Genomic DNA, 24,953 nt, shown 5'->3' with positions numbered 1-24,953 from the left:
AATCTGTCGTGTGATTATCCGTTTATTGAGATTCTCACATGACGAGGAGCCGGTAATGGCAGGAGAGAACGGAGTCTATTGCGACGATGCAAATCGCTGTGTTGATCAGGTAATAGAGCGTGTTGGCAAGCGGATTACTCTGGGGCTTCCGCTTGGTCTGGGCAAGCCGGTGAGGTTTGTAAATGCCCTTTACCAGCGGGCCAAGGACGATCCGGAAATGGATCTGCATATTGTCACCGCACTTTCTTTGCTGGCGCCGGAGGGGAGTTCCTCTCTTGAAAAGCGCTTTATGGGGCCTTTCGCCGAGCGGCTGTTCGGGGAGATTCCGGAACTGGCCTATGCCCGTGATGTCTCGCGGAACCGTCTGCCCAAAAACGTCCGGGTATCGGAATTCTTCTTTAAAGCCGGAAGTTATCTGAACAATCGCAGCCAGCAGCGCAATTATGTGTGCACCAATTATACCCACGCCGTCCGTGATCTGATGGCCCAGGGAGTGAATGTGGTGGGGCAGATGATGGCTCCGGGCGAGCCCCATGGTTTTCCCGGTCAACTGAGCTTCAGCTGCAACCCCGATTTGTCTCTGGATATTCTGCCGCTGCTGCGTGAGCGGGAGCAGCAGGGCGTGCCGGTGGCCATGGTGGCAGAAGTTAACCAGCAGCTGCCCTGGTTCGGCCATCATTCGGCCGTGGAGGAACAGCAGTTCGATGTGATCTTTAACCAGCCAACAACGGATTACCCACTGTTTTCGGCGCCACAAATGGCCATCAGCCCGTCGGACCACCTGATCGGATTTTACGCCAGCTGTCTGTTAAAAGATGGCGGCACCCTGCAAGTGGGCATTGGCTCTCTCGGCGCATCTCTCGTTCATAACGCCATTCTCCGTCATAAGCACAACGATGCCTGGCGTGCCGTTTATGATCATCTTGATGTGGCTTCGCAGTTCCCTGTGGTGGAGAGTTACGGCGGCACGGGACCGTTTGAAACCGGTCTTTACGGATGCAGCGAAATGATGGTCGATGGTTTTCTGTATTTGCTCCAGGAGGGAATTCTCAAGCGTGAGGTGTTTGATCATGCCGGTCTCCAGGCGCTGCTCAATCGTGGTGAAATAAGCCAGAAACCGTCCCTGGATATGCTGGATGTGCTGGTTCGTGAAGGATTGATCGATTCGCCACTGCGAGCCCGTGATGTTAATTGGCTGATTCAGTACGGCATCTTCCGGGAGACCGTGGAGTTTCGCGGTGGCCGTCTGCGCCTGAGTGAAGACCACGCCGTAGAGGCGGACCTCAGCCAGGAACAGACCCGGGAGGCCCTGGCTGCGCTGGCGTTGGGCTCGCGTCTGGCCGGGGGGATTGCCATGCATGGCGGTTTCTTTGTCGGACCAGAGGCGTTCTACCAGGCGCTGCGAGACCTGTCGCCCGAGCAGCGCGACAAAATCTGCATGACCAGCGTGAATTTCATCAACCATCTTTACGACCATCGCTTTGGCGACCAGAAGCTCAAAGCGGCGCAACGGTTGCACGGCCGTTTTATCAATTCAGCCATGATGTATACCCTCAGTGGTGCGGCGGTGTCGGACGGGCTGGATGATGGTCGCGTGGTCAGTGGCGTAGGAGGGCAGTACAACTTCGTCTCCATGGCCCATGAGCTTCCCGGTGCCCGTTCGATTCTGGCGCTGAGGTCTACCCGCCTGTCCGGTGGGCAGGTAGTGTCCAATATCGTGTTCAACTATGCCCATTGCACGATACCGCGACACCTTCGGGACATTGTGATTACCGAGTACGGCATTGCCGATTTGCGGGGGCAGTCCGATGAAGATGTCTATCTGGGGCTGATTCGCATCGCCGATTCCCGGTTCCAGGCGGAATTGCTGAAACGGGCACAGAAAGCGGGCAAGGTGCGTGAAGACTTCAGCTTGCCCCAGCACTGGCGCAATAACACGCCTGAATCTGTTCGCGAGGCCCTGGGAGCGGCCGGTTCCGGAGACTGGTTCCCCGCGTTTCCGTTTGGCCGGGACTTTACCGACGAGGAGCTGACCCTGGGGAAAGCCCTTAAAGGACTGAAGGCCGCAACGGCGACTCCCCGTGGTAAACTGGCGACTCTTCTGCAGGCCTTCAGGACCGAAGATGACGCCGGCCAGTACGCTGCGCTGCTAAAGCGCATGGATCTGGAAAAGCCGTCCGGACTCCGGGAGAAGCTGGACCGCAAACTGGTTATTCATGGTCTGCAGCAAATTGAACCCGCTAAAAAGACAGGAAGCGATAACAGCTGATGCAAGCCGAGAACCCGAACCCTCGCCCGGATATTTTCACCGTTCACTATGTGCTCAAGAACCGCATCGGTGAGTTGGTGGACACGTCCGAGGGCAGTGAGCCATTACACTTCGTTTACGGTAGCCCGGAAATCATCGCCGGCATTCAGGAAGCGGTGAAGGATCGCAATGTGGGGGACTGTCTGGAAGTGACGGTGCCGCCCGAGATGGCTTACGGCGAATACAAGGAAGAGCTGGTCCGCAAAGTGCCGCGGTCTTTGTTTGAAGGGATCGAAAACCTGGAGGTTGGTATGAAGTTTCAGACCAACTCCGGGGATCAGGCCCAGGTAGTGCAGGTGGTTGCCATTGATGGCAACCTGGTGAAAGTCGATGCCAATCACCCGCTGGCGGGCTTCACCCTGTATTTTGACCTGGAAATCGTGGGCCGGCGTGAAGCGACTGAAGACGAGGTGCTTCAGGGCCGGCCGCTGTTCTGAGCGAAATCCCTGCTGATGGGGCTCAGCCTGCTGTTACAGGATTCGTGTCACAGGCTGTAACCCTTGGGCTGTTCCATGTATATTTCTGAATGCTATGTATAATTGCTGTAACTGTACGTTGCCTGTATCGTCGGGGGTAAAACCCTGAAACCGGAATAAAATAACCAGAGATGGATGGCGTGGAACAAACAAACGAAAGCTGGCGAATCCTGATCGTAGAGGACGATGAGCGGCTTGCGGATCTGACCCGCGAGTATCTCGAAACCAATGGTCTGACGGTCTCCCTTGAAACCCATGGCGGGGCCGCGGTTGAGCGAATCCGGAACGAACAGCCCGATCTTGTGGTGCTGGATCTCATGCTGCCGGGTGAAGATGGCTTGTCGATTTGCCGGCGGGTGCGACCGTTCTATACCGGCCCGATCATCATGCTGACGGCCCGAACGGACGACCTTGACCAGGTGTTGGGCCTGGAAATGGGGGCCGACGATTACATTGGCAAGCCCGTGCAGCCGCGGGTTCTTCTGGCCCGTATCCGTGCCATGCTGCGCCGCGTCGACACCTCGCCGGTTAATGGCCAAGAACCCGCCGGCGAAGAGCCTGTGCGTCTTCAGTTCAATGACCTGGTGGTTGATCGCTCGATGCGCGAGGCGTGGCTGAGCGACGAAAGCATTGACCTCACCAGTGCCGAGTTCGACCTGCTATGGCTTCTGGCCAGTAATGCCGGCCGGGTATTGAGCCGGGAGGAAATTTTCACGGCTTTGAGAGGCATCGAGTACGACGGCCAGGATCGTTCCATTGATGTTCGTGTCTCCAGGATTCGTCCCAAGATTGGTGACGACCCCATTCACCCCCGTCGTATCAAAACCGTTCGCAGCAAGGGCTACCTGTTTGTAAAGGAAGCCTGATTGTGCCTGAGGCGTTGCCGCCCCGAAAACGACAACGCCGATTACCAGGGGTGGCCTGATGTCCCTGAACTTTTTCCTGAAAGCCTACGCCCGTGTTGCGATCATCGCAGCGGTGGTCCTGCTTGTTTGCATAATGTTGTTTAGCGGTATCAATTCCGTTCGTGAGCAGTACTGGCGCGAGCGGATGGCCACACCGTTGATGAGCTGGCTGGCGGCGGCCCCGGACCCTCTTAATCAGTACCACTGGATGGCGCCGATGTTCGGCCTGAAACGCGGGCAGCCCGCAAGCCTGGGGCTCTCCGCTGTCACCACCGAGCGGTTGGGGTATGGTCAGGTGGTGGCACGGCAGACAGATGGCGGCTACGAGTTTTTTGTCCGTGCGCTGAATGGCGGCGTGCTGGGACTGCACCTGGGCCAGCCCTATCAGGACCTGTTGCGGGCAACCGCGTTAGTGGTTCGCTGGCATCTTGATACGATTCCGGCGAGCCGGCGCGTGGATGTGGCGGCGCAATTGTCCGAATCGTTCAACGTTGATATCCGGTTGGTGCAGAGCGCCCGGGAGCTGCCGGACCACCAGGCGTTGGGGCTTCTGGATGAGGCCGGTCTGGCCATTCTCGACCGGAGCGACAGCCGGGCCCGGGCACTGCTTCGCCTCTCGGAGGGTGCGCTGGTGATGGTGACACCGCCTGAGCGTTTCAATCCCTGGGGTTGGCCGGTGGTGGCATTGTTGTTGGCCGTTGTCGGCGGCGTGTTGGCTCTGGCTCTGTTCCTGGGGTTGCGTTTTGTTGAAAGCCATCTGCGGAAAGTTGAGTCGGTGGCCATTCGCATTGCCCGTGGTGAGATGGGCGCCCGGGTTGAATCGGCGCCCGGTACTCTGGTGTCGCGCCTGGCGTCCTCGTTCAACAGTATGGCAGAGCATATCCAGCGTCTGGTTCAGGTGCAGCGGGAAATGATTCATGCGGTTTCCCATGAGCTGAGAACCCCGGTGGCCCGAATCCGGTTCGGCGTTCAGATGATTGAGTCCGGAAGCAGTCAGGCGGTTCTCGATAAACAGCTTGAAGGTATCGACGGTGACATTCAGGAGCTGGACGAGCTGATTGACGAGATCCTGACCTATGCCCGGCTGGAGCAGGGGGGGCCTGTGTTCAGTTTGCGGGAGGGGTCGGTCACCGATATCGTCCGGCAAGTCGTGACCGAGCAGCGGCTGATCAGGCACGATGTCCAGATTGACTGTGATATAGATGAAACGTCCCAACGGTGGTCTCTGGCGGACATGGAGCCGCGTTATATTCATCGTGCAGTTCAGAATCTGGTCGGCAACGCGGCGCGTTACGCAGCCGGTCGAGTGAAAGTAAGCTGTCATCTCGACGAAGAGAACTGCCGCATTGATGTGGAGGACGACGGCCCCGGTATTCCGGAACAGGATTGGGAAAAGGTGTTTACTGCGTTTGCGCGTCTGGATGACAGCCGCACCCGAACCTCGGGAGGCTACGGGCTTGGCCTTTCCATTGTGCGCCGGATTCTGTATTGGCATGGAGGCCAGGCCTTCGTCTGTCGAAGCGATGCCCTGGGTGGGGCCCGCTTCAGCCTGGTATGGCCCAGGCTGAAGCCTGCAGATCCGGAATTGTGAACCAGTGCTCGTTGGCTCACCTGATGTAACAAAGCTCTACACAACCCTAACTGACGCCCGTGCTGCTCCGACCGATAATCAGCAATGTAAGGGATGACTTTTGAGGTTGTAGTTCTTACGAACTTTCCTTGTTTCATTCGTCATTTGAGGGCCGGTTTTTCCGGCCCTTTTTTTATTTCCGCGCCGCGTCACACCGCGCGCCTCCTGTCCTGTTAGAATTCCCCTAAACAACAGGAGATCTCAATGCCCCGATATCTGCTTGCCATTGACCAGGGAACCACAAGTTCCCGAGCCATTGTTTTTGATCAAAAAGGCGCGCAGGTCGCCGTTGCCCAGCAGGAATTTGACCAGTACTTTCCGGAAGACGGCTGGGTTGAGCATGATGCCGTGGAAATCTGGGAGAGCACGTTGTCGGTCTGCCGTGACGCCCTCTGCAATGCCAGAATTGCCGCCTCGGACCTGGCCGGAATCGGCATCACCAATCAGCGCGAAACCACCGTTATCTGGGATCGGGCCACGGGGCAGCCCATTCATCATGCGATTGTCTGGCAGGACCGGCGTACTGCCTCCTGGTGCACCAAATTGCGCCAGGATGGTCACGAGCCTCTGGTGGTTGACCGCACCGGGCTATTGATCGATCCCTACTTCTCTGCCACCAAGATTGCCTGGATTCTGGACAACGTTGACGGTGCCCGCCAGCGTGCGGAAGCGGGTGAGCTGGCCTTTGGTACCATTGATACCTGGTTGCTCTGGAACCTCACCGGAGGCAAACGTCACCGTACCGATGCCACCAACGCCTCCCGGACTGCGCTGTTCAATATTCATAGCCAGGAGTGGGACGACGAGTTACTCAGGCTCTTCCGCGTGCCTGCAGCTTTGCTGCCAGAGGTGCTGGACAGCGCCGCCGAGTATGGTGAGACCGACTCCGACGTACTCGGCGCCCCTGTTATGGTGGCGGGTATTGCCGGCGACCAGCATGCGGCTTTGATCGGGCAGGCCTGTTTTGAGCCGGGAATGGCCAAAAGTACCTATGGCACGGGCTGCTTCCTGATGCTGAATACCGGTCCCGAGGCTCTGCGCTCTGAAAACCGGTTGTTAACCACCGTGGCCTATCGGCTTGATGGTCAGCCCTGTTATGCGATTGAAGGCAGTATTTTTGTGGCCGGTGCTGCCATGCAGTGGTTGCGTGACGGGCTCCGTTTGATTTCACACGCCCGGGAGTCTGCGGAGCACGCAGCGGCAGTCGGTGTGAATAATCCGGTGTACCTGGTGCCGGCATTTACCGGACTGGGGGCCCCACACTGGGACCCGAACGCTCGTGGCGCCATTCTGGGGCTGACCCGTGACACCGGCATTGCCGAGATTGTCACTGCAGGGCTGCAATCGGTGTGTTACCAGACCAAAGACCTGGTGCGGGCCATCCGCAACGACGGCGCCCGGCTAGAGTCGCTTAGGGTGGACGGCGGTATGGCAGTCAACGACTGGGTGATGCAGTTTCTATCTGACATTCTGAACGTTCCCGTCGACCGGCCGCGGGTCACCGAAACCACAGCCTTGGGTGCTGCTTACCTGGCTGGATTGCAAACCGGCGTGTTCGAGAGCCTGGAGCAGATTCGCTCGCTCTGGGAATGCGAGCATCAGTTCCGGCCAGATATGGCACCGGGTTTGCGCGAATCCTTATATGCCGGATGGCTGGACGCGGTAGAGCGGGTCTGCCATCACTGACCGCCCGGGGAGCGCCCCGTGCGCCCTAGTGCACGGGTTCGTGCCCGGCGCGCTCAAAGGCGATCAGGTGGTCTGCCTCTACCCGGACAGGGACATTTTCACCAAGATTGAAGTCCAGGTGACTTCGGAACAGGGCCTCAAACTCGGTCTCTTCCGAGCAACGGAAACGGTAGAGAGTGGAGGTGCCGGCAAAGGTTTTTTCCACCACTTTCGGCTTCAGGTCCGAGGTCTCGTCAAACACAATATCGTCCGGCCGGATCAGTACATCCAGTAAGGTGCCGGGTTGCCATTTATAGGCTCTGTTGCCGTGAATGACACCCAGTTCCGAATCGATGGTGTCAGGCCCCAGCGCCTTGCCCGGAATAAATCCGCCCTGCCCGACGAAACTGGCAACAAACCGGTTGGCGGGTTCGTGGTAAAGGTTGTAGGGCACATCCCACTGCTGAATCTGGCCGTCCCGGAGTACCGCCACCTGATCGCACATCGCGAACGCTTCTTGCTGGTCATGTGTTACCAGTATTGCGCTGATGCCCAGGGTTTTGAGGATTTCCCGTACGTCCAGGCTAAGGCGACGGCGCAGATCGGTGTCGAGATTGGAAAACGGTTCGTCCAGCAGGATAAGCGTAGGCTCCGGGGCCAGCGCGCGGGCCAGGGCTACCCGCTGTTGCTGACCGCCGGACAGCTCATGAGGGTAGTTGTCAGCCAGGTCCTGCAGGTGCACCAGATGCAACAGCTCCATCACTTTTTGCCGACGCTCGGGTTTGCTGAGAGATTTCAGGCCAAACCCGACGTTGTCTGCGATGGAGAGATGCGGGAACAACGCATAATCCTGAAAGACCATGCCGATCTTGCGCTTTTCCGGTTGCAGGGCCCGGCCCGGTAAGCTGATTGCCTGGGATTGCAACCGTATTTCACCCTGAGAAATTGGTAAAAAGCCTGCCAGAGCTCTGAGGACGGTGCTTTTTCCGCAGCCGCTGGGGCCCAGAAGGCAGCCGATATCGCCGTGACTGAGGGCAAAGCTGATGTCTTTTACTACGGAGTCAGCACCGTAGCCACAGGACAGGTTATTAACTTCCAGCAGCCACTCTGCCGGGGGCACCATCGTGTTCGGCATGAATCAGTCCAGACGGTTGAGAATCAAAAATTCGAGCAAGGCTTTCTGGGCATGCAGCCTGTTTTCGGCTTCATGCCAGACCACTGAGCGTTCGTGGTCCATCATGTCTGCCGAGATTTCCTCGCCCCGATGGGCGGGCAGGCAGTGCATGAACAGGGCATCTTTGTCGGCCAGTGCCATCAGCGCCGGGTTGATCTGGTAGTTGCCAAAGGCTTGTTCCCGGGCTTTCTGTTCGTCTTCCTGGCCCATGGAGGCCCAAACGTCGGTAACCAGCAGATGAGCGCCGCGGGCGGCTTCTTCCGGGGTTCGCATCACGGTAACCCGGTCGGAATGCTGTTTGGTCAGTTCCTGATCCGGCTCGTAGCCCTCGGGGCAGGCGATGTTGAGATGGAACCCGAAGCGCTCTGCGGCATTGATGTAGGAGTGGCACATATTGTTGCCGTCGCCAATCCAGGCCACTGTTGCACCCTGAATGCTGCCTCTGAGCTCGCGGTAGGTCTGCATATCGGCGAGCAGTTGGCAGGGGTGAAAGTCATCGGTCAGGGCGTTGATTACCGGTTTGCTGGAGGCCGCAGCAAAGCGCTCAACAGTGTTATGGTCGAAGGTGCGGATCATTACCGCATCGACCATGCTGGAAATCACAATGGCAGAATCTTCGATTGGCTCGCCGCGGCCAAGCTGGGTGTCGCGGGGGGAGAGAAACATGGCGGTCCCTCCCAACTGTGCCATGCCCGCTTCAAAGGAGACCCGGGTGCGGGTTGAGGATTTCTCGAAGATCATGGCCAATACCCGGTTTTTCAGGGTGTCCCGGGTCTGGCCGGCGCGCCATTCCTTGCGCAATCTGGAGGCGTGGTCCAGCAGCCCTTCCAGTTCCGCAGTGCTCATGTCATTCAGTGTCAGAAAGTGTCTTGCTGCCATGAAAGGCCCCTGTTTGAAGCAAACTGCCCGTTTGGAAAAGCAGACAAGTCTAGCCCGTCATTACCCTGAAAACAACGCTGGCCGGGGGCTGGTTGCTCTGGGTCAAACCAGATGGTTTGTTGAGGTTGCGGGCACCCGTGTACAATGCCTTTGAAAGCCGCGTGATGGCAATGCCGACTCCCAACCAGAGGACTGAGTTCATGGATATCAATGAAACCATCAAGAGCCAACTCGAAGAGAACCCCGTTATCCTGTACATGAAAGGCACTCCGCAGGCTCCACAATGCGGTTTCTCCTCACGCACGGTTCAGGCTCTGATGGCCTGTGGCGAGCGCTTCGCCTTCGTAAATATTCTGGATAATCAGGAGCTTCGTGAGGCGCTGAAAGTTTATTCCAGCTGGCCGACCTACCCACAGCTCTATATCAACGGTGAGTTGGTCGGGGGGTGCGACATTATTATGGAGATGTCGGAAAGCGGTGAGCTCGCCAAGATGGTGAAGGGCGCTGCGGGCCAGGCCGAAGCCTGAGGCCTTCTGCCGTTACTGCCGTTTCGGGGTGAAGACCAGCTCCACCTCGAAACGGTCAGACTCCTCCCCCTCGGGGCTGGGATAGGGGCTTGCCGCCAGAGCCGTTCGGTAGGCTGCACGATCAATGCCTTCCACCCCCGTAGATCTAATTACCCGTGCCCGTGTCAGCGCGCCGTTGGGCATCAGCCTCAATTCCAGTTCCATGGACACGGTTTCTGTCAGTGCCGAAATTTCCGGCACCCGTTTCTGATCCAGATTCTCTGCCAGGTGTGTGGCCAGCCGAATGAGGTAGGGGTCGTTTTCCGACGGTGATTCTGTGATTCTCTTGATGCGCTCCGGGGTTTGTGTAGGTTCGGAAACCCTGGGGGTCAGCGCCGGTGTTGAACGCGAGGCCTGCGACTCCGGCATCGGCTTTGGGGAGCTGGTGCCCCTGTTGTTTTGGGTGTCAGTTCGGGGAGTGCGCTCAGGTTGTGGTTCAGCCATGGTGCGGGACGGTGCCCGGGGCGTTGCGTCCGGCGGTCGCCCGGTATCAGGCTCGGCGTGTTCGGGAGCGTTTTGCGAGGGGGCTGGTGCCTTTTCCTGGGTGGGCGGAGCAACCGGGCTCGTCAGCGTAAACACCAGACGATGGGTTAGCTCCTGGGCTTCCGTCAGGGGAGCAGGAAGCCCGGCCAGCACCAGAGTGTGTGTCAGGATGGCTAACGACGTCGCCAACAGCAGTCGATAGGGCGCCGGCATTGAGGTGGAGTGAACAGCCAGATCCGGCATCGAGATCAGGCTGTTTTTGCGCGCAGATTACCGACAACGGCGTTCAGGGCCCTGTCAATCAGTGCGCCTTGTTCCAGCAGTGTAAGGCGCCCACGACGCATTTCGTGAGCCAGTTCAACCCGGCTTTTCTCGATGACTTTCAGGCCCATCCGGTTAACAAAGACAAAGCAGTCTGCTTCCTCAATGATCGCGGAAAGCTTGCAACGAAAGCTCGTGCCGTTCACCAGGCGAAACTCAACCCAGTTGCCCAGTTCGATATTGTCCAGTTTGGTTACGTATTCGGCGATGGCGGCATCTTCCAGTTCTTGCTGTCGTTCAATCGCAGTCTGGTGCAGAACCGGGGCTTCTTCTTCCTGCTTCGGGTCTGTGTCCTGGCGAGCTTCGATTGCCGCGTTGGTGCGGAAAGCTTCAGCCAGTTCATGTTTTAGCTGCCCCATCATCTGGTCGAGCCGGGTGGCGTTGTAGGACACCTCCTCCAGGCCGGCGCGAAGTGCTTTCAGCAGGCCGGGAACAACGCGGACCCACTGGTCGCGTTCCTCGTCTTCTTCATGGGGATGCAGGCACCAGATCAGGTCGTCTACCACCCGTGCGCTTTCCTGCCAACGGTGTTCGGTATCATCTTTCAGATAGGCCAGGAACATGACGCGGCTCCAGCCATTCATCAGAATGTCCCGCACTGACTCGGGTAGCCGATAGCGGGATACTTTCTCCTGCAGCAGCCGGTCGACCTCCTCCTGGGCTTTCTGCGACTTGATTCGGCCGCGCTCGGACTCCCGGGTTCTTTGTTCCACCAGCGAGGCCTTTCGGTTTTCCCGTTCGAGGAAGAGTTCAAACTCGTCGTTGAGTGTCTCGAACAGCCGGATATCGCCGTCGAATTCGTTCAGGATGCGTTGCACAACGTTGTGTATCTGGCTGTAAAGTTTGTCTCGGGATTTTTCATCACTGTTGCTCCATCCGATACCGGCGCGGGCCAGAGAGTTAAGCAGTTTGCGGGCCGGATGGGTGGCTTTGCCAAAGAAACTTTTGTCTTTGATGACGACTTTGAGAATGGGGATTTGCAGACGACTGATGAGCACCTGAACCGGCGCCGACAGGTTGTAGTCATCCAGAATGAATTCGAACAGCATGGAGACGAGGTTTATCAGGTCTTCATCGACTTCGTTCAGGGCCGGCTGCCGGCCATCCGGGGTATCCTTTTTGGCCAATAGCTGCTGTACCACCTGGCGCAGGTCGACAGTCAGAGGTTCGCCGGTGCTGAGATCCCCGGCCTCCATGCCATGCTGCTGCAGCGGAATCGCATTGAGCAGATCGGCCAGTTCCCGGCCGCCAATCACCTCTAATGAGGGGTCTGCACTGCGCGGTGGCATACCTGCGTTGGCTCTCTGAACCGACAGCATCTGCCGGATTTGGTCGAACAGTGCAGTGTCTTCCGGCCGTTGATCGTAGCTGGCGGCTACTTTCTGGCTGTCTTCGGAAGAACTTTCCCCGGCCGCGGCCGTTTTCTGACCGGGGTCCTTTTTACCGTGATAACGGAAATTCGGAATAATCCCGGCCTGGATCAGAATGCGATTGGCTTCGTCCAACAGCATTCCCAGGTTGGAAATGACATACCGGTCAAATTGCTTGAGTAGAATGAGGCGCTCGCGAATTTGTATGTCGAGAGCCTGAATGGCTTCAGTGAAGGCGCTGCAGAGATGTTCCGGTGCCATGGGGTTGACCGGTTCGTCCTCGGTAGCGCCCGGATAGATTTCGCTGAAGCGTGCCTGCAGTTGCAACAGGGGCCCCTGGAAATGCGCTTTCGCCTTGGTGGCCATGGCGTTGAAAGCAACCTGTTCTTCAAGGTCGTCGTTGCCAACCAGCGACAGGGAGTCGGCGCCTGCCTGCGGATTGGCTTCATTTGCCTGGAGCTGACCTGCGTGGGGCGGGTTGGCAAAGAATTGTGCTACGGTATTCTGGAAGTGTCTTTCCACGCCCTTGCGCTTGATCCGGATTTCGCGCATGGCTTCGAAATAGCGGTTTTGTTCATTATTACTTCGGGCATTATTGGCAAGTTCGAAGAGCGAGTCATCGACCGCGTCGAAGGCCCCTTGCAGTAAATCGCCCAGCCCCGCCACAACCGTGTCGCGGATGCGAGTAGCCTCCGCCGGAACCGGCCGCGTGCTTGCCGCTTCCCTGTGCTCGCGGAGATAGTGTATGCCGGACTGCTTATTCATGGCCGACTCCTGTTTACGCCTCAACCGGATACATGACCGAGCCTGATGTTTATCTATTCTGGTTATTGGTTAAATTTAGCGCATTTCCCGCCGCATTAACATGAATAAACGCTAACCTGGGATCGGGTTCATAAACTCCTGGTGCGTTTCTTCTTGCGTTTCGGGTGTACGATGGCCGCTTTGACCACGTTGTCTTTGATTTGCAGCACTTCGATGCGATGTTGTCCTACCTTCAGGCAGACGTTGGTGTCCGGGATGTTTTCCAGGGTTTCCGTGATCAGGCCGTTGAGTGTTTTGGGGCCATCGGTAGGCAGGTGCCAGCTCAGGGTTTTGTTGATGGTGCGCACCGATGCACTGCCATCAATAATAAAGGTGCCGTTGTCCTGGGGAATAATGTCGGGGGAGGTGGCGGCGTAATCCGTTGTGAATTCTCCGACGATTTCCTCGAGGATATCTTCCAACGTGGCCAGGCCCATGACATCGCCATACTCGTCCACGACGATGCCAAACCGGCGCTTTCCTTTCTGGAAGTTCAGCAGCTGCGTATTCAGGGCCGTGCTTTCCGGAATGAAATACGGTTCCTGGCACAGTTGCATGATCATGGCCTTGTTAATGTCGGCCTCCTGCAGCAGTCTGGCCGCGCTGCGAAGATGCAGAATCCCCTGGATGTTGTTGATGTCGCCCTTGAAAATCGGCAAGCGCGTGTGCTGGCTGCTTCTGAGCTGGCGCAGAATGGTGTCGGTATCGTCCTCCAGGTCGATGCCGACGACATCATTCCTGGGCACCATGATGTCGTTGACCGTGACATTTTCCAGATCAAGAATGCCGACCAGCATATCCTTGTGGCGTGCAGGAATCAGGGCGCCGGCTTCGTTTACCACGGTGCGCAGTTCTTCGCGGCTGAGGTGGTCTTCCGAGGCCCGGGCGGAAGAAACACCCAACAGCCTGAGAATGCCGGTGGTGAACAGGTTTACCGCCCAGACCAGCGGGTAGAGCAACTTCAGCAGTGGTCCCAGCACAAAACTGGCGGGGAACGCGATTTTTTCCGGAAACAGGGCGGCGAGAGTTTTGGGGGTAACTTCTGCGAAAATCAGGATGACGATCGTGAGCAGAGCCGTGGCGATGGCAATCCCGGCATCACCCCAGAGCCGAATGGCGATCACCGTCGCAATGGACGAAGCAAAAATGTTGACGAAGTTGTTTCCGATCAGGATGACGCCTATCAACTGGTCGGTCCGGTTGATAAGTCTTTGCGCCCGTTGCGCGCCCTTATGGCCGGTTTGGGCCATGTGTTTCAGGCGGTAGCGGTTGAGGGACATCATGCCGGTTTCGGAGCTGGAGAAAAATGCGGAAAGAATGATCAGCCCGAAGAGAAGGATAAACAGCGCGGCCAGCGATGTTTCGTTCAAGAGAAAAGCCCTTTTAATTGGTGGTGAGCTGAGAAAGTAGGTTTTGGCTGTGACCTGTGTCAAGCCGGTCTGCTCAGGGACGTTCCGGCTCAGAGCCCCCGGTGAAAGACCAGCTCAAGAACAAACTTGCTGCCGTAAAAAGCCAGCATCAGCAGGGCGCAGCCGGCCAGGGTCCACCGGCTGGCGGTGATGCCGCGCCAGCCCTTGGTGTAGCGGCCTACCAGAAGCCCTACAAAAACCAGCAGGGATAACAGAGAGAAAACAGTTTTGTGGGCCAGATCCTGGGCAAACAGATCTTCAATAAACAAAGCGCCGGTAACAATGGCCAGGATCAGTAGCACCACGCCCGCCCAGACCATTTCGAAAAGCAGGGATTCCATGGTCTGCAATGGCGGGAGATTGCGCACGAGCAGACCATTGTAGTTGCGTTTGAGTTGCCGGTTCTGGAGCCAGAGAATGACGGCTTGAATGGCGGCCAGCGAAAACAGGCTATAGGCGGTAATGGACAGCGCGATATGGGAGAGCATTCCGAAGCTCTCCTCCGGCACCAGGCGGGACGGTGTATGGGTGATCAGCGCCATTACTATGGTTAGCGCGGCAATGGGGTAAGCGACCACAAACAGGCTTTGCACCGGTTTTCTCAGGTTCAGCCCCAGCAATAAAAATACGATCAGCCAGGAAATCAGCACCGAGCTTTTGAAAAAACTGAAGTCGAAGCCGTCGTCCAGGTGCACGGTCTGGGCGATCAGCAGCCCGTGACCGACCAGGGCGAGTATGCCGATCAGCGTGGTGATCGCAAGGTTGCTGTGCACCCTGCCGCGCAGATGGAGGGCCTGAAGCGCGGTTCCAACGCTATAGAGAAATAATGCGGTAACCGCCAGAATCAGCGTTCCCATGACATCCTTAATCGTGTTGCCTGATGAAGTGAAATCGGCGCGGAGTTGTTCAGAGGCTCCGTAGTCTGGGTATAATGTCGCGATTATGCAACAGGAATCAAGCGGGCCGAGCCGGCTTCTTGATCTGTGTGAACAAATTCTCCGGGGTACGGAAGAGCAACATGTTTGAGAATCTCCAGGACCGGCTATCCGGTAGCTTGCGCAAGATCTCGGGTCAGGCCCGCCTGACGGACGACAATATCAAGGACACGCTCCGCGAAGTGCGGATGGCGTTGCTTGAGGCCGACGTCGCACTGCCTGTGGTCAAGGCTTTCGTAGAGGGTGTTCGCCAGCGTGCGATTGGTCAGGAGGTGCAGCGCAGTCTGACGCCGGGGCAGGTTTTCGTAAAAGTTGTCCAGCAGGAGCTGGAGCGGGTTATGGGGGACGGCAACGAGTCCCTGAACCTGGCGACGCGTCCGCCTGCGGTCATTATGATGGCCGGCCTGCAGGGTGCGGGTAAGACCACGACAGTTGCCAAGTTGTCGCGGATTTTGAAGGAGCGTGAAAAGAAGTCGGTACTTGTGGTCAGTGCAGACATCTATCGGCCGGCGGCTATCCGGCAGCTGGAAACTCTCGCCGGTGAAGTGGGGGTTGAGTTTTTCCCCAGCACCACCGAGCAGGACCCGGTAGATATCGCCAATGGCGCCATTGAGGCCGCCCGTCGCAAGCACATTGATGTGGTGATTCTGGATACGGCGGGCCGTCTCCACGTTGACGAGCAGATGATGGGCGAGATTGGCCGCTTGCACAAAGCCGTTGATCCGGTTGAAACCCTGTTCGTGGTCGATGCCATGACCGGCCAGGACGCCGCCAATACCGCCAAGGCATTCAACGATGCGTTGCCTCTGACCGGTGTGGTGCTGACCAAAACCGATGGCGATGCCCGTGGGGGTGCAGCTCTGTCGGTACGCCACATTACCGGTAAGCCGATCAAGTTCCTCGGGATCGGGGAGAAATCAGACGCATTGGAGCCGTTTTATCCCGACCGGGTTGCTTCCCGGATCCTCGGCATGGGAGATGTTCTTTCTCTCATCGAGGAGGCCGAACGCAAGCTGGACAAAAAGAAAGCGGAGAAGCTGACCAAGAAGATCAAGAAAGGTAAGGGCTTTGATCTTGAGGACTTCCGGGACCAGCTTCAGCAGATGAAGAACATGGGCGGCATTGGTGGCTTGCTGGACAAGCTGCCGGGCATGGGGCAGATGGCTCAGATGGCCCAGGCGCAGGTTAACGACAAGTCCGTTGGCCAGATGGAGGCGATTATTTGCTCCATGACGCCGAAAGAGCGTCGATATCCGGATGTCATCAATAACTCCCGCAAGCGCCGCATCGCGGCCGGTTCCGGTACGCAGATCCAGGACGTGAATCGTTTGCTCAAGCAGCACAAGCAAATGCAGAAGATGATGAAAAAGTTCGGCAAGAAGGGCGGAGCGGCTAACCTGATGCGCGGTATGGGTGGTATGATGCCGCCCGGCGGCGGTGGTGGCGGAATGCCTCCCTTTGGCCGTATGTAAAAAGCCTTACACATAAAATGGGGAAACCATCGGTTTCCCTGTTTTCATTGGCGCTTTTTTCGCATAGAATAGCGCCCCTTTCGAGTATGGGTCTTCCCGTCAGCTGCCAGTCGGCTTGTCGGGAATCGTACAAAGTTCGTACAACAGAACAGGATATTGGTCGAAATGGTAACAATCCGTTTGGCTCGTGGCGGCTCCAAGAAGCGCCCGTTCTACCATCTGACAGTCACTGACAGCCGCAAATCCCGCGACGGTCGGTTCATTGAGCGTGTTGGTTTCTTCAACCCGGTTGCCCGTGGCCAGGAAGAGCGCCTGCGCGTTAACCGTGAGCGCGTTGACTACTGGCTGGGCCAGGGTGCTCAGGCCAGCGAGCGCGTTGCGCAGCTGCTGAAGGTTGCTGAGTAAAAGCACGACTTGTACCGGGGTTGGAAAAGGCATGACACAGAATTCGCAGGAAACTGTGATCGGCCGGATCACCTCGGTATTCGGGGTCAAGGGTTGGCTTAAGGTCTTCTCTTATACCGACCCGAAAGACGGAATTCTGGATTACCGTGACTGGGTTTTGCTCCTGAACGGTAAGCGTTTTCCGGTAAGGCTTGAGGAGGGTCGCCGCCAGGGGCAGGGGATCGTCGTCAGGCTTAAGGGTATTGATGATCGTGAAGTGGCCCGCTCTTACAGCGGTGCCGAGATCCGGGTTCCGACCGAGCAGTTGCCTGAACTTCCCGAGGGAGAGTTCTACTGGCACCAGCTCGAAGGTCTGGATGTCTTTACGGTTGAGGGTGAGTGCCTTGGTAAGGTGCATCATCTTCTGGAAACAGGCTCTAACGATGTCCTGGTTGTGCACGCAACAGCGGGTTCGATAGACCAGCGCGAGCGGTTGCTTCCGTATTTGCCGGAGCAGGTTGTTCAGCAGGTGGATCTCGATGCCGGCCGTATCGTGGTCGACTGGGACCCGGAGTTCTGACGGGTGTGGGTTGGCGCAGTCAGTCTGTTCCCGGATATGTTTTCTGCGGTGACGGATTACGGAATTACCGGGAGAGCCGTGCGTGAAGGGTTATTGACCTTTCAAAGCTGGAATCCCCGGGATTACACCCACGATCGTCATCGCACGGTGGATGACCGGCCTTATGGTGGCGGCCCGGGTATGCTGATGAAAATTCAGCCCCTGCGGGACGCAATCCAGGCGGCCAGGGCATCGGCACCCGGCAAGGCCTGTGTGGTCTATCTTTCGCCGCAAGGTGAAAGGCTGGATCAGTCGGTGGTGGAGTCACTCGCCGCCGAACAGCAGCTCATTCTTGTTGCCGGTCGGTATGAAGGCGTGGACGAGCGTCTGATTGCGACCGAAGTTGACCGGGAGGTGTCCCTCGGGGATTTTGTGCTCTCGGGAGGCGAACTGGCAGCGATGGCTGTGATTGATGCGGTAACACGCCTCATCCCCGGAGCGCTGGGTCATGCGCAGTCGGCAGAGCAGGATTCCTTTGCCGATGGATTGCTGGATTGTCCGCACTACACCCGGCCCGAGGTATACGAAGGTCAGGCGGTGCCGGAAGTTCTTTTGGGCGGTCACCATGAACAGATCCGGCGTTGGCGATTGCAAGAGTCGTTGAGGCGAACCAGTGAGCGGCGCCCCGACCTGCTGGAAAAGCGGGTGCTTACGGAAGAAGAGCGCCAGTTACTGGAAGAAATTTTGAACGAACCGGGTGCCTCTGAGTCATCAGGGCATTGAAAGATTGGGTATCAGGAGCATTACGATGAGCGGCAAGAACAACATCATCAGTCAACTTGAAGCAGAACAGATGACCAAGGAAATCCCTGCCTTTGCGCCGGGTGATACCGTGGTTATTCAGGTACGCGTAACTGAAGGCAACCGTGAGCGCCTGCAGGCGTTCGAGGGTGTGGTTATCGGCAAGCGTAACCGTGGCATGAACTCTTCCTTCACTGTTCGTAAGATTTCTTACGGCGTGGGCGTTGAGCGTACCTTCCAGACCTATTCCAAGCTGATCGACAGCGTTAGCGTGAAGCGTCGCGGTGACGTGCGTCAGGCCAAGCTTTACTACCTGCGCGACCTGTCTGGTAAGGCAGCTCGTATCAAGGAAAAGCTTAACTGATTCGGATTCGTTTGGTCAGTACCGAAAAAGCAGCCTCAAGAGGCTGCTTTTTTTATGGTTTAATACCTGCCCTGATTGGGTGGAAAGGTAGAATTCTGTGCCGAGATCGGAAGACCAGCAATGGATAGAGCAGTTCAGCGATGCGGTCTGGCTAGAGGATGGTCTGGGGCAGAAGACTCGCGAGGCCTATGCCAGTGATTTGCGGCGCTTGTCTGCCTGGCTTGAAGCCTTACCCGGTGCGCCTGGCCTGATTCGGGTAAAGCGTGACGATTTGCTGGCCTGGATGTCGAGCGGCCTGGTTGATGGGCTCAAGGCCTCGACTGCGGCTCGCCGGTTGTCCGGTATCCGGCGTTTTTATCGTTTTCTGTTGCGTGAGGGGGTTATCGCCGAGGATCCGACCTTGCGTATCGATAGTCCGCGGTTGCCTCGACGGCTGCCTGACACTCTGACGGAGGCGGACGTAGAGTCTTTGCTGTCAGAACCAGACCCTCAGGTGGCCATCGAATTGCGGGACCGGGCTATGCTGGAAATTCTATACGGTTGCGGTTTACGGGTCTCAGAGCTGACCGGGCTGGCCGTTGATCAGGTTAACCTGAGGCAGGGCGTTGTCCGGATTCATGGTAAGGGGGGCAAAGAGCGTCTGGTGCCTCTGGGTGAAGAGGCGATAGACTGGCTTTTGCAATATATGCGGCAGGCGAGAGGTGAGTTGCTTCGGGCTAAATCCAGTGATGCCCTCTTCCCCGGTAACCGTGGAACCGCTATGACGCGCCAGGCTTTCTGGTATCGCATCCGGCATTATGCCGCCCGCTGCGGCATCACCAGGCATCTGTCGCCGCATACGCTCCGGCACGCGTTCGCTACCCATTTGCTCAACCACGGTGCGGATTTGAGAGTGGTTCAGATGCTGTTGGGGCACTCCGATTTGTCCACAACCCAGATATATACCCATGTGGCGCGGCAACGGTTACAGGATTTGCACCAGGCCCATCATCCCCGGGGGTGATGCCTGGCGAGTGGTCGCTGAACTATTCGCGCTTTCCGGTGTCGCAGACATCACACTTAATGACAGAGGTAGTTGTAAGCTCATGAGCATCAGAGATTTAGTCATATCCATCGGATTGGTGTTGAGCGTAGCCTGGATTCCGGCCTCTCAGGCCAGCGATGCCGAAGAGCGCATTGCCCAGCGGCTGACCGAGGCGGTGCCCGGGCTCCGGGTGACTTCTGTGCGCGAATCCGAGGCGAAAGGGTTGTACGAGGTTCAGAGCAATAACGGCGATACCATCTATACCACTGAAGACGGGGCGTACCTGTTGACCGGTGACCTCCTGAAGATCACGGACAATGGCATTGCCAACGTCACGGAGGAGTCCCGCGCCGCCACCCGGAAGACGGCAATGGCCGAATTTGGTGGGGACGGGGTAATTTCTTATCCGGCCAGTGGTGAAGAGAAAGCCGTCATCGACGTCTTTACGGATATCGATTGCCCATACTGCCGGAAGTTGCATGACGAAGTTCCGCAGCTCAATGATTACGGTATTACCGTCAACTATTATGGTTTTCCGCGTTCAGGCCCGAATACACCGTCTTTCCGCAAATATGTGTCGGTCTGGTGCGCAGAAGACCAGCAAACGGCCATGGATGCCGCCAAGGCAGGGCGCTCTGTTGAGCAGAAGCGTTGTGAAAATCCGGTGGCCGAGCAGTACCGTCTGGGCGGGCAGGTCGGCGTGACTGGCACGCCTGCGATCGTGCTGGAAGACGGTAACATGGTTCGGGGGTATGTGCCGGCCCGGAATCTGGCCGAGGGTCTTGGGCTTTTATAAGGTTGCCGGCGCTCGCCGGTATCGTGACACATTGTTGAACGTGTGACCGATTCAGGGCTTATTCACCGGGCCCTGAATCGGTATACTATGCCCCCTATTGCAATCCATCAGCACCCCATCGGGATCAGAGGTGAGAGCTTGAAAGACGTTAATGTCGGAATTTGCGGACTGGGAACCGTAGGCGGCGGTACATTCAATGTCCTGACTCGCAACGCGGCGATTATTGCGGGCCGTGCAGGCTGCAATATCCGTATCACACGCGTGGCCAGCCGTCGCAGTCGCGACGACCTTGAGTTGGGTGATGTTCCGTTCAGCACCGATATTTACGATGTGGTGAATGATCCCGCTGTTGATATTGTGGTGGAGCTGATTGGTGGCTACGACGCGGCCAAGGAATTGGTGCTGGCAGCCATTGCCAATGGCAAGCACGTTGTTACCGCCAACAAGGCATTGATTGCGGTACACGGCAACGAGATATTTGAGGCGGCGGAAAAGGCGGGTGTCGTTATTGCCTACGAAGCCGGTGTGGCCGGTGGCATTCCCGTGATCAAAGCGGTGCGTGAAGGCCTGGCCGCAAACCGGATCGATACCATCGCCGGCATTATCAACGGGACGGGTAACTATATTCTTACTGAAATGCGCGCCGGCCGTGAGTTTGGCGAAGTGCTCAAAGAAGCCCAGGCGCTCGGTTACGCTGAAGCCGACCCGACCTTCGATGTTGAGGGCATTGATGCAGCCCACAAGCTGACCATTCTGGCCGCTTCCGGTTTCGGTGTTCCGCTGCAGTTCGAAAAAGCGTATACCGAAGGCATTTCCGGTATCACGCCTTACGATATCACTCACGCCGAATTGCTGGGATACCGGGTAAAGCATCTGGGCATCGCCCGTCGCCGGGATGAAGGTATTGAGCTGCGTGTTCATCCCACGCTGGTGCCCAAAAGCCACCTGATTGCCCAGGTCGACGGGGTGTTGAATGCGGTTCTGGTTGACGGTGACGCCGTTGGCCAGACTATGTATTACGGGCCCGGCGCCGGGGACGAGGCCACGGGCTCGGCTGTGATTGCCGATATTGTGGATGCGGCTCGTGCAGTGGCCAACAGCAGCCAGCAGCGCATTCCTTATCTTGGCTTTACGCCGGAGTCCCTGGAGGACCTGCCGGTATTACCGATGGAAGATGTCCAGTCGGCCTATTACCTGCGCATCCAGGCGCTGGATCATCCGGGTGTATTGGCCAAGATTGCGGCGATTCTGAGTGAGCATGGCATCAACATTGAATCGATCATGCAGAAGGAATCAGAGTTCAAGGATGGTCGTATCCCGGTCATCATCCTGACCCACACGGTTCAGGAGCGCCAGATGAACCTGGCTATAGACGAGATGGAATCCCTGGCCGATATCGATGGCAAGGTTGTTCGTATTCGCGCAGAAAACTTTAACTGACAGGTACGCACGTGAGATACATCAGTACACGGGGTGAAGCGCCCGCACTGGGCTTTGAAGACGTTCTTCTGACCGGGCTGGCCACGGACGGTGGCCTCTATGTGCCGGAATCCTTACCGCACTTCAGCCTGGAAGAAATTCGTAGCTGGCGCGGCCTGCCTTACGCGGAGCTGGCGTACAAGGTGATGTATCCGTTTGTGGAAGATGCGATTCCCGCAGACGATTTCCGCCAGATGCTCGATGACACCTACGCTGTGTTCAGCCATCAGGCGGTGGCACCGCTGGTGCAGTTGGACAGCAACGAGTGGGTGATGGAACTGTTCCGTGGCCCCACGCTGGCGTTCAAGGATTTCGCCCTGCAGCTGCTGGGCCGCCTGCTGGACTATGTGCTCGAGAAGCGCAAGCAGCACGTTGTGATTATGGGGGCCACCTCCGGTGATACCGGCTCTGCTGCCATCGAAGGCTGCCGCCGTTGCGAGCACGTGGATATTTTTATCCTGCATCCGCACCAGCGGGTGTCAGAGGTGCAGCGCCGGCAGATGACCACGGTACAGGGCGACAACATCCATAACATCGCAGTCAAAGGCAACTTCGACGACTGTCAGCGCATGGTGAAGGAGAGCTTCGGCAACCAATCCTTCCTTGGTGGAAAAACCCAGCTGGCGGCGGTGAACTCTATAAACTGGGCACGGATCATGGCCCAGATTGTTTACTACTTCCAGGCCTCGCTGTCGCTGGGTGGCCCGGACCGCAGCATGGCGTTCTCGGTGCCCACCGGTAATTTCGGTGACATTTTTGCCGGCTACCTCGCCAAAAAGATGGGGCTGCCGATCAATCAGCTGGTCATTGCCACCAACCGCAACGATATCCTGCATCGCTTCATGAGCGGCAACAAGTATGAACAGCACCAGCTGGAGCATACCTTGTCGCCAAGCATGGACATTATGGTTTCCAGTAACTTCGAGCGTTTGCTGTTTGATCTGCACGGTCGTGACGGCGCAGCGGTGAAAACCCTGCTGGAAAACGCCACCAGGGGGCCGGTCAGTATTGAGGACTATCGCTGGAAGCATGCCCGCAAGGTGTTTGACAGTGATGCGGTCGACGACAAGGCGACTTGCGACACCATTCGCGAGATTTATGAACAGAATGAATATCTTCTGGACCCGCACACGGCCATTGGGGTGCGCGCTGCCCGCAATTGCCGCCGTGATTCTGCCGTTCCGATGATTACTCTGGGCACGGCACACCCGGCCAAGTTCCCGGATGCCATATCAGAGTCTGGTCTGAGCGTCGAGCCGCAGTTGCCCGCCCACATGGCCGACCTGTTTGAGCGCGAAGAGAGCTATACCGTGCTGGATAACAATGTGTCCGAGGTGCAGGGCTTTATCGCCAGGCATTGGAAGAATGCCTGATCCGGCATGACTCCAAAAAAGATTCTGCGTCGCCCCCAGCCGTCTGATCTGGCGGATTGGGGGCAAAGCCTGCCTCCCATCCTTCGTCGCCTGTATGCTGCCCGTGGCGTGCACTCAGACGACCAGCTCCAGTACACCCTGAAGCATCTGGCATCGCCCATGCAGTTGCGCGGCATTGATCGCGCCGTTGAGTTGCTGTCTGAGGCTATTGCGCAGAAGCAGCGGGTGATGGTGCTGGGGGACTTCGATGCCGATGGTGCCACCAGTACCTCCGTGGCCATGCTCGGTTTGTCTATGCTCGGCGTGGCAGCCATCGATTTCCGGGTGCCCAGCCGTTTTTCCGACGGCTACGGACTGACACCGGGGATCATCCACCGGTTGCAGGAAGAAGGGGATTTGCCGGACCTTCTGGTGACCGTTGATAACGGCATCTCGGCCATCGAAGGCGTACGCGCCGCCCGCGAACTGGGTATCAAAGTGGTCATCACCGACCACCATCTGGCCGGAGAAGTGCTGCCAGACGCCGATGCGATCGTGAACCCCAACCAGCCCGGCTGCCCGTTTCTGAGCAAGAATGCGGCGGGTGTGGGTGTTATGTTTTATGTACTCACGGCCCTGCGCAAATATCTGCGGGACAACAGCCTGCTGCCGGACCCGGAGCCGAACCTGGGCAGCCTGCTGGACCTGGTGGCGCTGGGCACGGTGGCTGACGTTGTGCCCCTGGATCACAACAATCGCATCTTCGTGGAGCAGGGTATTCGCCGCATCCGCAAAGGCGAAGCCCGGCCGGGCATTCTGGCCCTGCTGGAAGTGGCCGGCCGCGACTACACCGAGATCAGCGCCACCGACCTGGGTTTTGTGGTGGGGCCGCGACTGAACGCCGCCGGCCGGCTAGACGACATGAGCATCGGCATCGCCTGCCTGCTTGCCGACAGCCGCGACGAAGCCCTCCGCCTGGCGCGGGAGTTGGATAACTTTAACCGCGAACGCCGCACCATTGAAAAAGACATGAAGACTCAGGCCCAGGACCTGCTGGCGTCCATGTCCCTGGACATCGATGGCCTGCCCTGGGGGCTTGCCCTGTTTGACCAGGACTGGCATCAGGGCGTGATCGGTATCCTGGCGGCCAGAATTCGCGAACAAACCCATCGCCCCACTATCGCCTTCGCCCCCGATGATGACGGCGAACACCTTAAAGGCTCCGCCCGCTCCATCCCTGGCCTGCATATTCGGGATGCCCTGGCTGTGGTAGATGCGAAGAACCCGGGCCTGATGAAAAAATACGGCGGCCACGCCATGGCAGCGGGCATGAGTATCGCCCGGGACGACCTGGAACGGTTCAGCAACGCCTTCGATCAGGCCGTACGGGATAGCCTGAAACCGGAGGACCTGGAAGCCGCCATCACCACCGACGGCCCTCTGGCCCCGGAAGAGCTGAACCTGGACACCGCCTACCTGCTCAAACGCGCCGGCCCCTGGGGGCAGCATTTTCCCGAGCCGGTGTTTGATGGCGAATTCCGGGTGGTGAGCCAGCGCATTGTGGGGGAGAACCACCTGAAACTGGTGCTGCAGCCGGTTGAAGGCGGCGGCATAATTGATGGTATTGCCTTCAACACCGGGCCGGAAGTGCCGGACTTTACCCGCAGTGGGGCACGGGTGGTTTATAAGCCGGATGCCAATACGTTCCGCGGGCGGACTAATTTGCAGTTGTTGGTGGATTATCTGGAGCCACTTGGCTGAATTCGTTGACTCCCCGGAGTATGTCGGGGCATAGGG

At 57.7% G+C, this 24,953-nt stretch carries 22 protein-coding genes; 16 read left to right on the top strand and 6 right to left on the bottom strand.

Annotated features, from left to right (window positions below; translation table 11 throughout):
* Positions 1-55: 55 nt before the first annotated feature.
* From ACP2AU_RS12505 to glpK, 5 genes are all read left to right on the top strand, one after another.
* The gene (locus ACP2AU_RS12505; protein WP_426376539.1) at positions 56-2,269 is read left to right on the top strand and encodes an acetyl-CoA hydrolase/transferase C-terminal domain-containing protein; all 2,214 of its coding nucleotides are present in this window, start codon (positions 56-58) and stop codon (positions 2,267-2,269) included.
* Positions 2,269-2,745: an FKBP-type peptidyl-prolyl cis-trans isomerase gene (locus ACP2AU_RS12500; protein WP_426376538.1), complete on the top strand. Its 477-nt coding sequence runs from the start codon at positions 2,269-2,271 to the stop codon at positions 2,743-2,745. Before ACP2AU_RS12505 ends, ACP2AU_RS12500 begins: the two co-directional genes overlap by 1 nt.
* 170 nt (positions 2,746-2,915) lie before the next feature.
* The gene (locus tag ACP2AU_RS12495; RefSeq protein ID WP_426376537.1) at positions 2,916-3,650 is read left to right on the top strand and encodes a response regulator; all 735 of its coding nucleotides are present in this window, start codon (positions 2,916-2,918) and stop codon (positions 3,648-3,650) included.
* Between the two features lie 58 nt (positions 3,651-3,708).
* Positions 3,709-5,280, top strand: coding sequence for an ATP-binding protein (locus ACP2AU_RS12490; protein ID WP_426376536.1), 1,572 nt, complete (start codon positions 3,709-3,711; stop codon positions 5,278-5,280).
* Between the two features lie 243 nt (positions 5,281-5,523).
* On the top strand, positions 5,524-7,005 hold the full coding sequence (gene glpK, locus ACP2AU_RS12485) for a glycerol kinase GlpK (RefSeq protein ID WP_426376535.1): 1,482 nt from the start codon (positions 5,524-5,526) through the stop codon (positions 7,003-7,005).
* Between the two features lie 25 nt (positions 7,006-7,030).
* On the opposite strand, the gene ACP2AU_RS12480 is transcribed toward glpK, so the two are convergent.
* Positions 7,031-8,119, bottom strand: coding sequence for an ABC transporter ATP-binding protein (locus tag ACP2AU_RS12480; protein ID WP_426376534.1), 1,089 nt, complete (start codon positions 8,117-8,119; stop codon positions 7,031-7,033).
* Positions 8,120-8,122: 3 nt separating this feature from the next.
* Positions 8,123-9,037, bottom strand: coding sequence for an ornithine carbamoyltransferase (gene argF / locus ACP2AU_RS12475; protein ID WP_426376533.1), 915 nt, complete (start codon positions 9,035-9,037; stop codon positions 8,123-8,125).
* Between the two features lie 200 nt (positions 9,038-9,237).
* Here argF and grxD point away from each other — a divergent pair, with 200 nt between their 5' ends.
* Positions 9,238-9,564 carry a Grx4 family monothiol glutaredoxin gene (gene grxD, locus ACP2AU_RS12470; protein ID WP_426376532.1) on the top strand — a complete coding sequence of 109 codons (327 nt, stop codon included), beginning with the start codon at positions 9,238-9,240 and terminating at the stop codon, positions 9,562-9,564.
* Between the two features lie 12 nt (positions 9,565-9,576).
* Here grxD and ACP2AU_RS12465 read toward each other — a convergent pair whose 3' ends face one another.
* The 4 genes from ACP2AU_RS12465 to ACP2AU_RS12450 all read right to left on the bottom strand — a co-directional run bounded on the left by ACP2AU_RS12465 (position 9,577) and on the right by ACP2AU_RS12450 (position 14,847).
* Positions 9,577-10,329, bottom strand: coding sequence for a TonB family protein (locus tag ACP2AU_RS12465; RefSeq protein ID WP_426376531.1), 753 nt, complete (start codon positions 10,327-10,329; stop codon positions 9,577-9,579).
* A 5-nt stretch (positions 10,330-10,334) separates the two neighbouring features.
* The gene (locus ACP2AU_RS12460) at positions 10,335-12,542 is read right to left on the bottom strand and encodes a DUF1631 domain-containing protein (RefSeq protein WP_426376530.1); all 2,208 of its coding nucleotides are present in this window, start codon (positions 12,540-12,542) and stop codon (positions 10,335-10,337) included.
* A 128-nt stretch (positions 12,543-12,670) separates the two neighbouring features.
* Positions 12,671-13,951 carry an HlyC/CorC family transporter gene (locus ACP2AU_RS12455; RefSeq protein WP_426376529.1) on the bottom strand — a complete coding sequence of 427 codons (1,281 nt, stop codon included), beginning with the start codon at positions 13,949-13,951 and terminating at the stop codon, positions 12,671-12,673.
* A gap of 89 nt (positions 13,952-14,040) precedes the next feature.
* Positions 14,041-14,847 (bottom strand): cytochrome C assembly family protein, encoded by an 807-nt coding sequence (locus ACP2AU_RS12450; protein ID WP_426376528.1) that lies wholly within the window; start codon positions 14,845-14,847, stop codon positions 14,041-14,043.
* A 161-nt stretch (positions 14,848-15,008) separates the two neighbouring features.
* On the opposite strand from ACP2AU_RS12450, the gene ffh reads away from it, so the two are divergent.
* The 10 genes from ffh to recJ all read left to right on the top strand — a co-directional run bounded on the left by ffh (position 15,009) and on the right by recJ (position 24,917).
* The gene (gene ffh, locus ACP2AU_RS12445) at positions 15,009-16,397 is read left to right on the top strand and encodes a signal recognition particle protein (RefSeq protein WP_426376527.1); all 1,389 of its coding nucleotides are present in this window, start codon (positions 15,009-15,011) and stop codon (positions 16,395-16,397) included.
* A gap of 165 nt (positions 16,398-16,562) precedes the next feature.
* Entirely contained in the window at positions 16,563-16,802 is a 240-nt protein-coding gene (rpsP, locus tag ACP2AU_RS12440; RefSeq protein WP_426376526.1) for a 30S ribosomal protein S16, read from the top strand.
* Between the two features lie 31 nt (positions 16,803-16,833).
* Positions 16,834-17,361, top strand: a complete 528-nt coding sequence (gene rimM / locus ACP2AU_RS12435; protein ID WP_426376525.1) for a ribosome maturation factor RimM — start codon at positions 16,834-16,836, stop codon at positions 17,359-17,361.
* 3 nt (positions 17,362-17,364) lie between these two features.
* Entirely contained in the window at positions 17,365-18,123 is a 759-nt protein-coding gene (trmD, locus tag ACP2AU_RS12430) for a tRNA (guanosine(37)-N1)-methyltransferase TrmD (protein ID WP_426376524.1), read from the top strand.
* A gap of 25 nt (positions 18,124-18,148) precedes the next feature.
* The gene (gene rplS, locus ACP2AU_RS12425; RefSeq protein WP_426376523.1) at positions 18,149-18,505 is read left to right on the top strand and encodes a 50S ribosomal protein L19; all 357 of its coding nucleotides are present in this window, start codon (positions 18,149-18,151) and stop codon (positions 18,503-18,505) included.
* 97 nt (positions 18,506-18,602) lie between these two features.
* Positions 18,603-19,508, top strand: a complete 906-nt coding sequence (xerD, locus tag ACP2AU_RS12420; protein ID WP_426376522.1) for a site-specific tyrosine recombinase XerD — start codon at positions 18,603-18,605, stop codon at positions 19,506-19,508.
* A gap of 82 nt (positions 19,509-19,590) precedes the next feature.
* On the top strand, positions 19,591-20,325 hold the full coding sequence (locus ACP2AU_RS12415) for a thioredoxin fold domain-containing protein (RefSeq protein ID WP_426376521.1): 735 nt from the start codon (positions 19,591-19,593) through the stop codon (positions 20,323-20,325).
* Positions 20,326-20,463: 138 nt separating this feature from the next.
* Entirely contained in the window at positions 20,464-21,765 is a 1,302-nt protein-coding gene (locus ACP2AU_RS12410) for a homoserine dehydrogenase (RefSeq protein ID WP_426376520.1), read from the top strand.
* 11 nt (positions 21,766-21,776) lie between these two features.
* Positions 21,777-23,177, top strand: a complete 1,401-nt coding sequence (thrC, locus tag ACP2AU_RS12405; protein ID WP_426376519.1) for a threonine synthase — start codon at positions 21,777-21,779, stop codon at positions 23,175-23,177.
* A 6-nt stretch (positions 23,178-23,183) separates the two neighbouring features.
* A complete protein-coding gene (gene recJ, locus ACP2AU_RS12400) occupies positions 23,184-24,917 on the top strand; it encodes a single-stranded-DNA-specific exonuclease RecJ (RefSeq protein ID WP_426376518.1) in 1,734 nt (577 codons plus the stop codon).
* The last annotated feature ends 36 nt before the right edge of the window (positions 24,918-24,953 follow it).

Source organism: Marinobacter sp. VGCF2001, from assembly GCF_049943275.1.
Classification (GTDB): Bacteria; Pseudomonadota; Gammaproteobacteria; order Pseudomonadales; family Oleiphilaceae; genus Marinobacter.
Note: the sequence above shows the minus strand (reverse complement) of the source record. Positions and strands in the feature narration are given on the sequence as shown.

What these genes read in the sequence shown, in the direction of transcription:
- ACP2AU_RS12450 (WP_426376528.1), bottom strand. Translation starts at nt 14,847, where the DNA reads ATGGGAACGCTGATTCTGGCGGTTACCGCATTATTTCTCTATAGCGTT.
- ACP2AU_RS12465 (WP_426376531.1), bottom strand. Translation starts at nt 10,329, where the DNA reads ATGCCGGATCTGGCTGTTCACTCCACCTCAATGCCGGCGCCCTATCGA.
- glpK (WP_426376535.1), top strand. Translation starts at nt 5,524, where the DNA reads ATGCCCCGATATCTGCTTGCCATTGACCAGGGAACCACAAGTTCCCGA.
- ACP2AU_RS12490 (WP_426376536.1), top strand. Translation starts at nt 3,709, where the DNA reads ATGTCCCTGAACTTTTTCCTGAAAGCCTACGCCCGTGTTGCGATCATC.
- ACP2AU_RS12500 (WP_426376538.1), top strand. Translation starts at nt 2,269, where the DNA reads ATGCAAGCCGAGAACCCGAACCCTCGCCCGGATATTTTCACCGTTCAC.
- argF (WP_426376533.1), bottom strand. Translation starts at nt 9,037, where the DNA reads ATGGCAGCAAGACACTTTCTGACACTGAATGACATGAGCACTGCGGAA.
- ACP2AU_RS12505 (WP_426376539.1), top strand. Translation starts at nt 56, where the DNA reads ATGGCAGGAGAGAACGGAGTCTATTGCGACGATGCAAATCGCTGTGTT.
- ffh (WP_426376527.1), top strand. Translation starts at nt 15,009, where the DNA reads ATGTTTGAGAATCTCCAGGACCGGCTATCCGGTAGCTTGCGCAAGATC.
- rpsP (WP_426376526.1), top strand. Translation starts at nt 16,563, where the DNA reads ATGGTAACAATCCGTTTGGCTCGTGGCGGCTCCAAGAAGCGCCCGTTC.
- ACP2AU_RS12495 (WP_426376537.1), top strand. Translation starts at nt 2,916, where the DNA reads ATGGATGGCGTGGAACAAACAAACGAAAGCTGGCGAATCCTGATCGTA.
- ACP2AU_RS12480 (WP_426376534.1), bottom strand. Translation starts at nt 8,119, where the DNA reads ATGCCGAACACGATGGTGCCCCCGGCAGAGTGGCTGCTGGAAGTTAAT.
- ACP2AU_RS12415 (WP_426376521.1), top strand. Translation starts at nt 19,591, where the DNA reads ATGAGCATCAGAGATTTAGTCATATCCATCGGATTGGTGTTGAGCGTA.
- rimM (WP_426376525.1), top strand. Translation starts at nt 16,834, where the DNA reads ATGACACAGAATTCGCAGGAAACTGTGATCGGCCGGATCACCTCGGTA.
- grxD (WP_426376532.1), top strand. Translation starts at nt 9,238, where the DNA reads ATGGATATCAATGAAACCATCAAGAGCCAACTCGAAGAGAACCCCGTT.
- ACP2AU_RS12460 (WP_426376530.1), bottom strand. Translation starts at nt 12,542, where the DNA reads ATGAATAAGCAGTCCGGCATACACTATCTCCGCGAGCACAGGGAAGCG.
- recJ (WP_426376518.1), top strand. Translation starts at nt 23,184, where the DNA reads ATGACTCCAAAAAAGATTCTGCGTCGCCCCCAGCCGTCTGATCTGGCG.
- rplS (WP_426376523.1), top strand. Translation starts at nt 18,149, where the DNA reads ATGAGCGGCAAGAACAACATCATCAGTCAACTTGAAGCAGAACAGATG.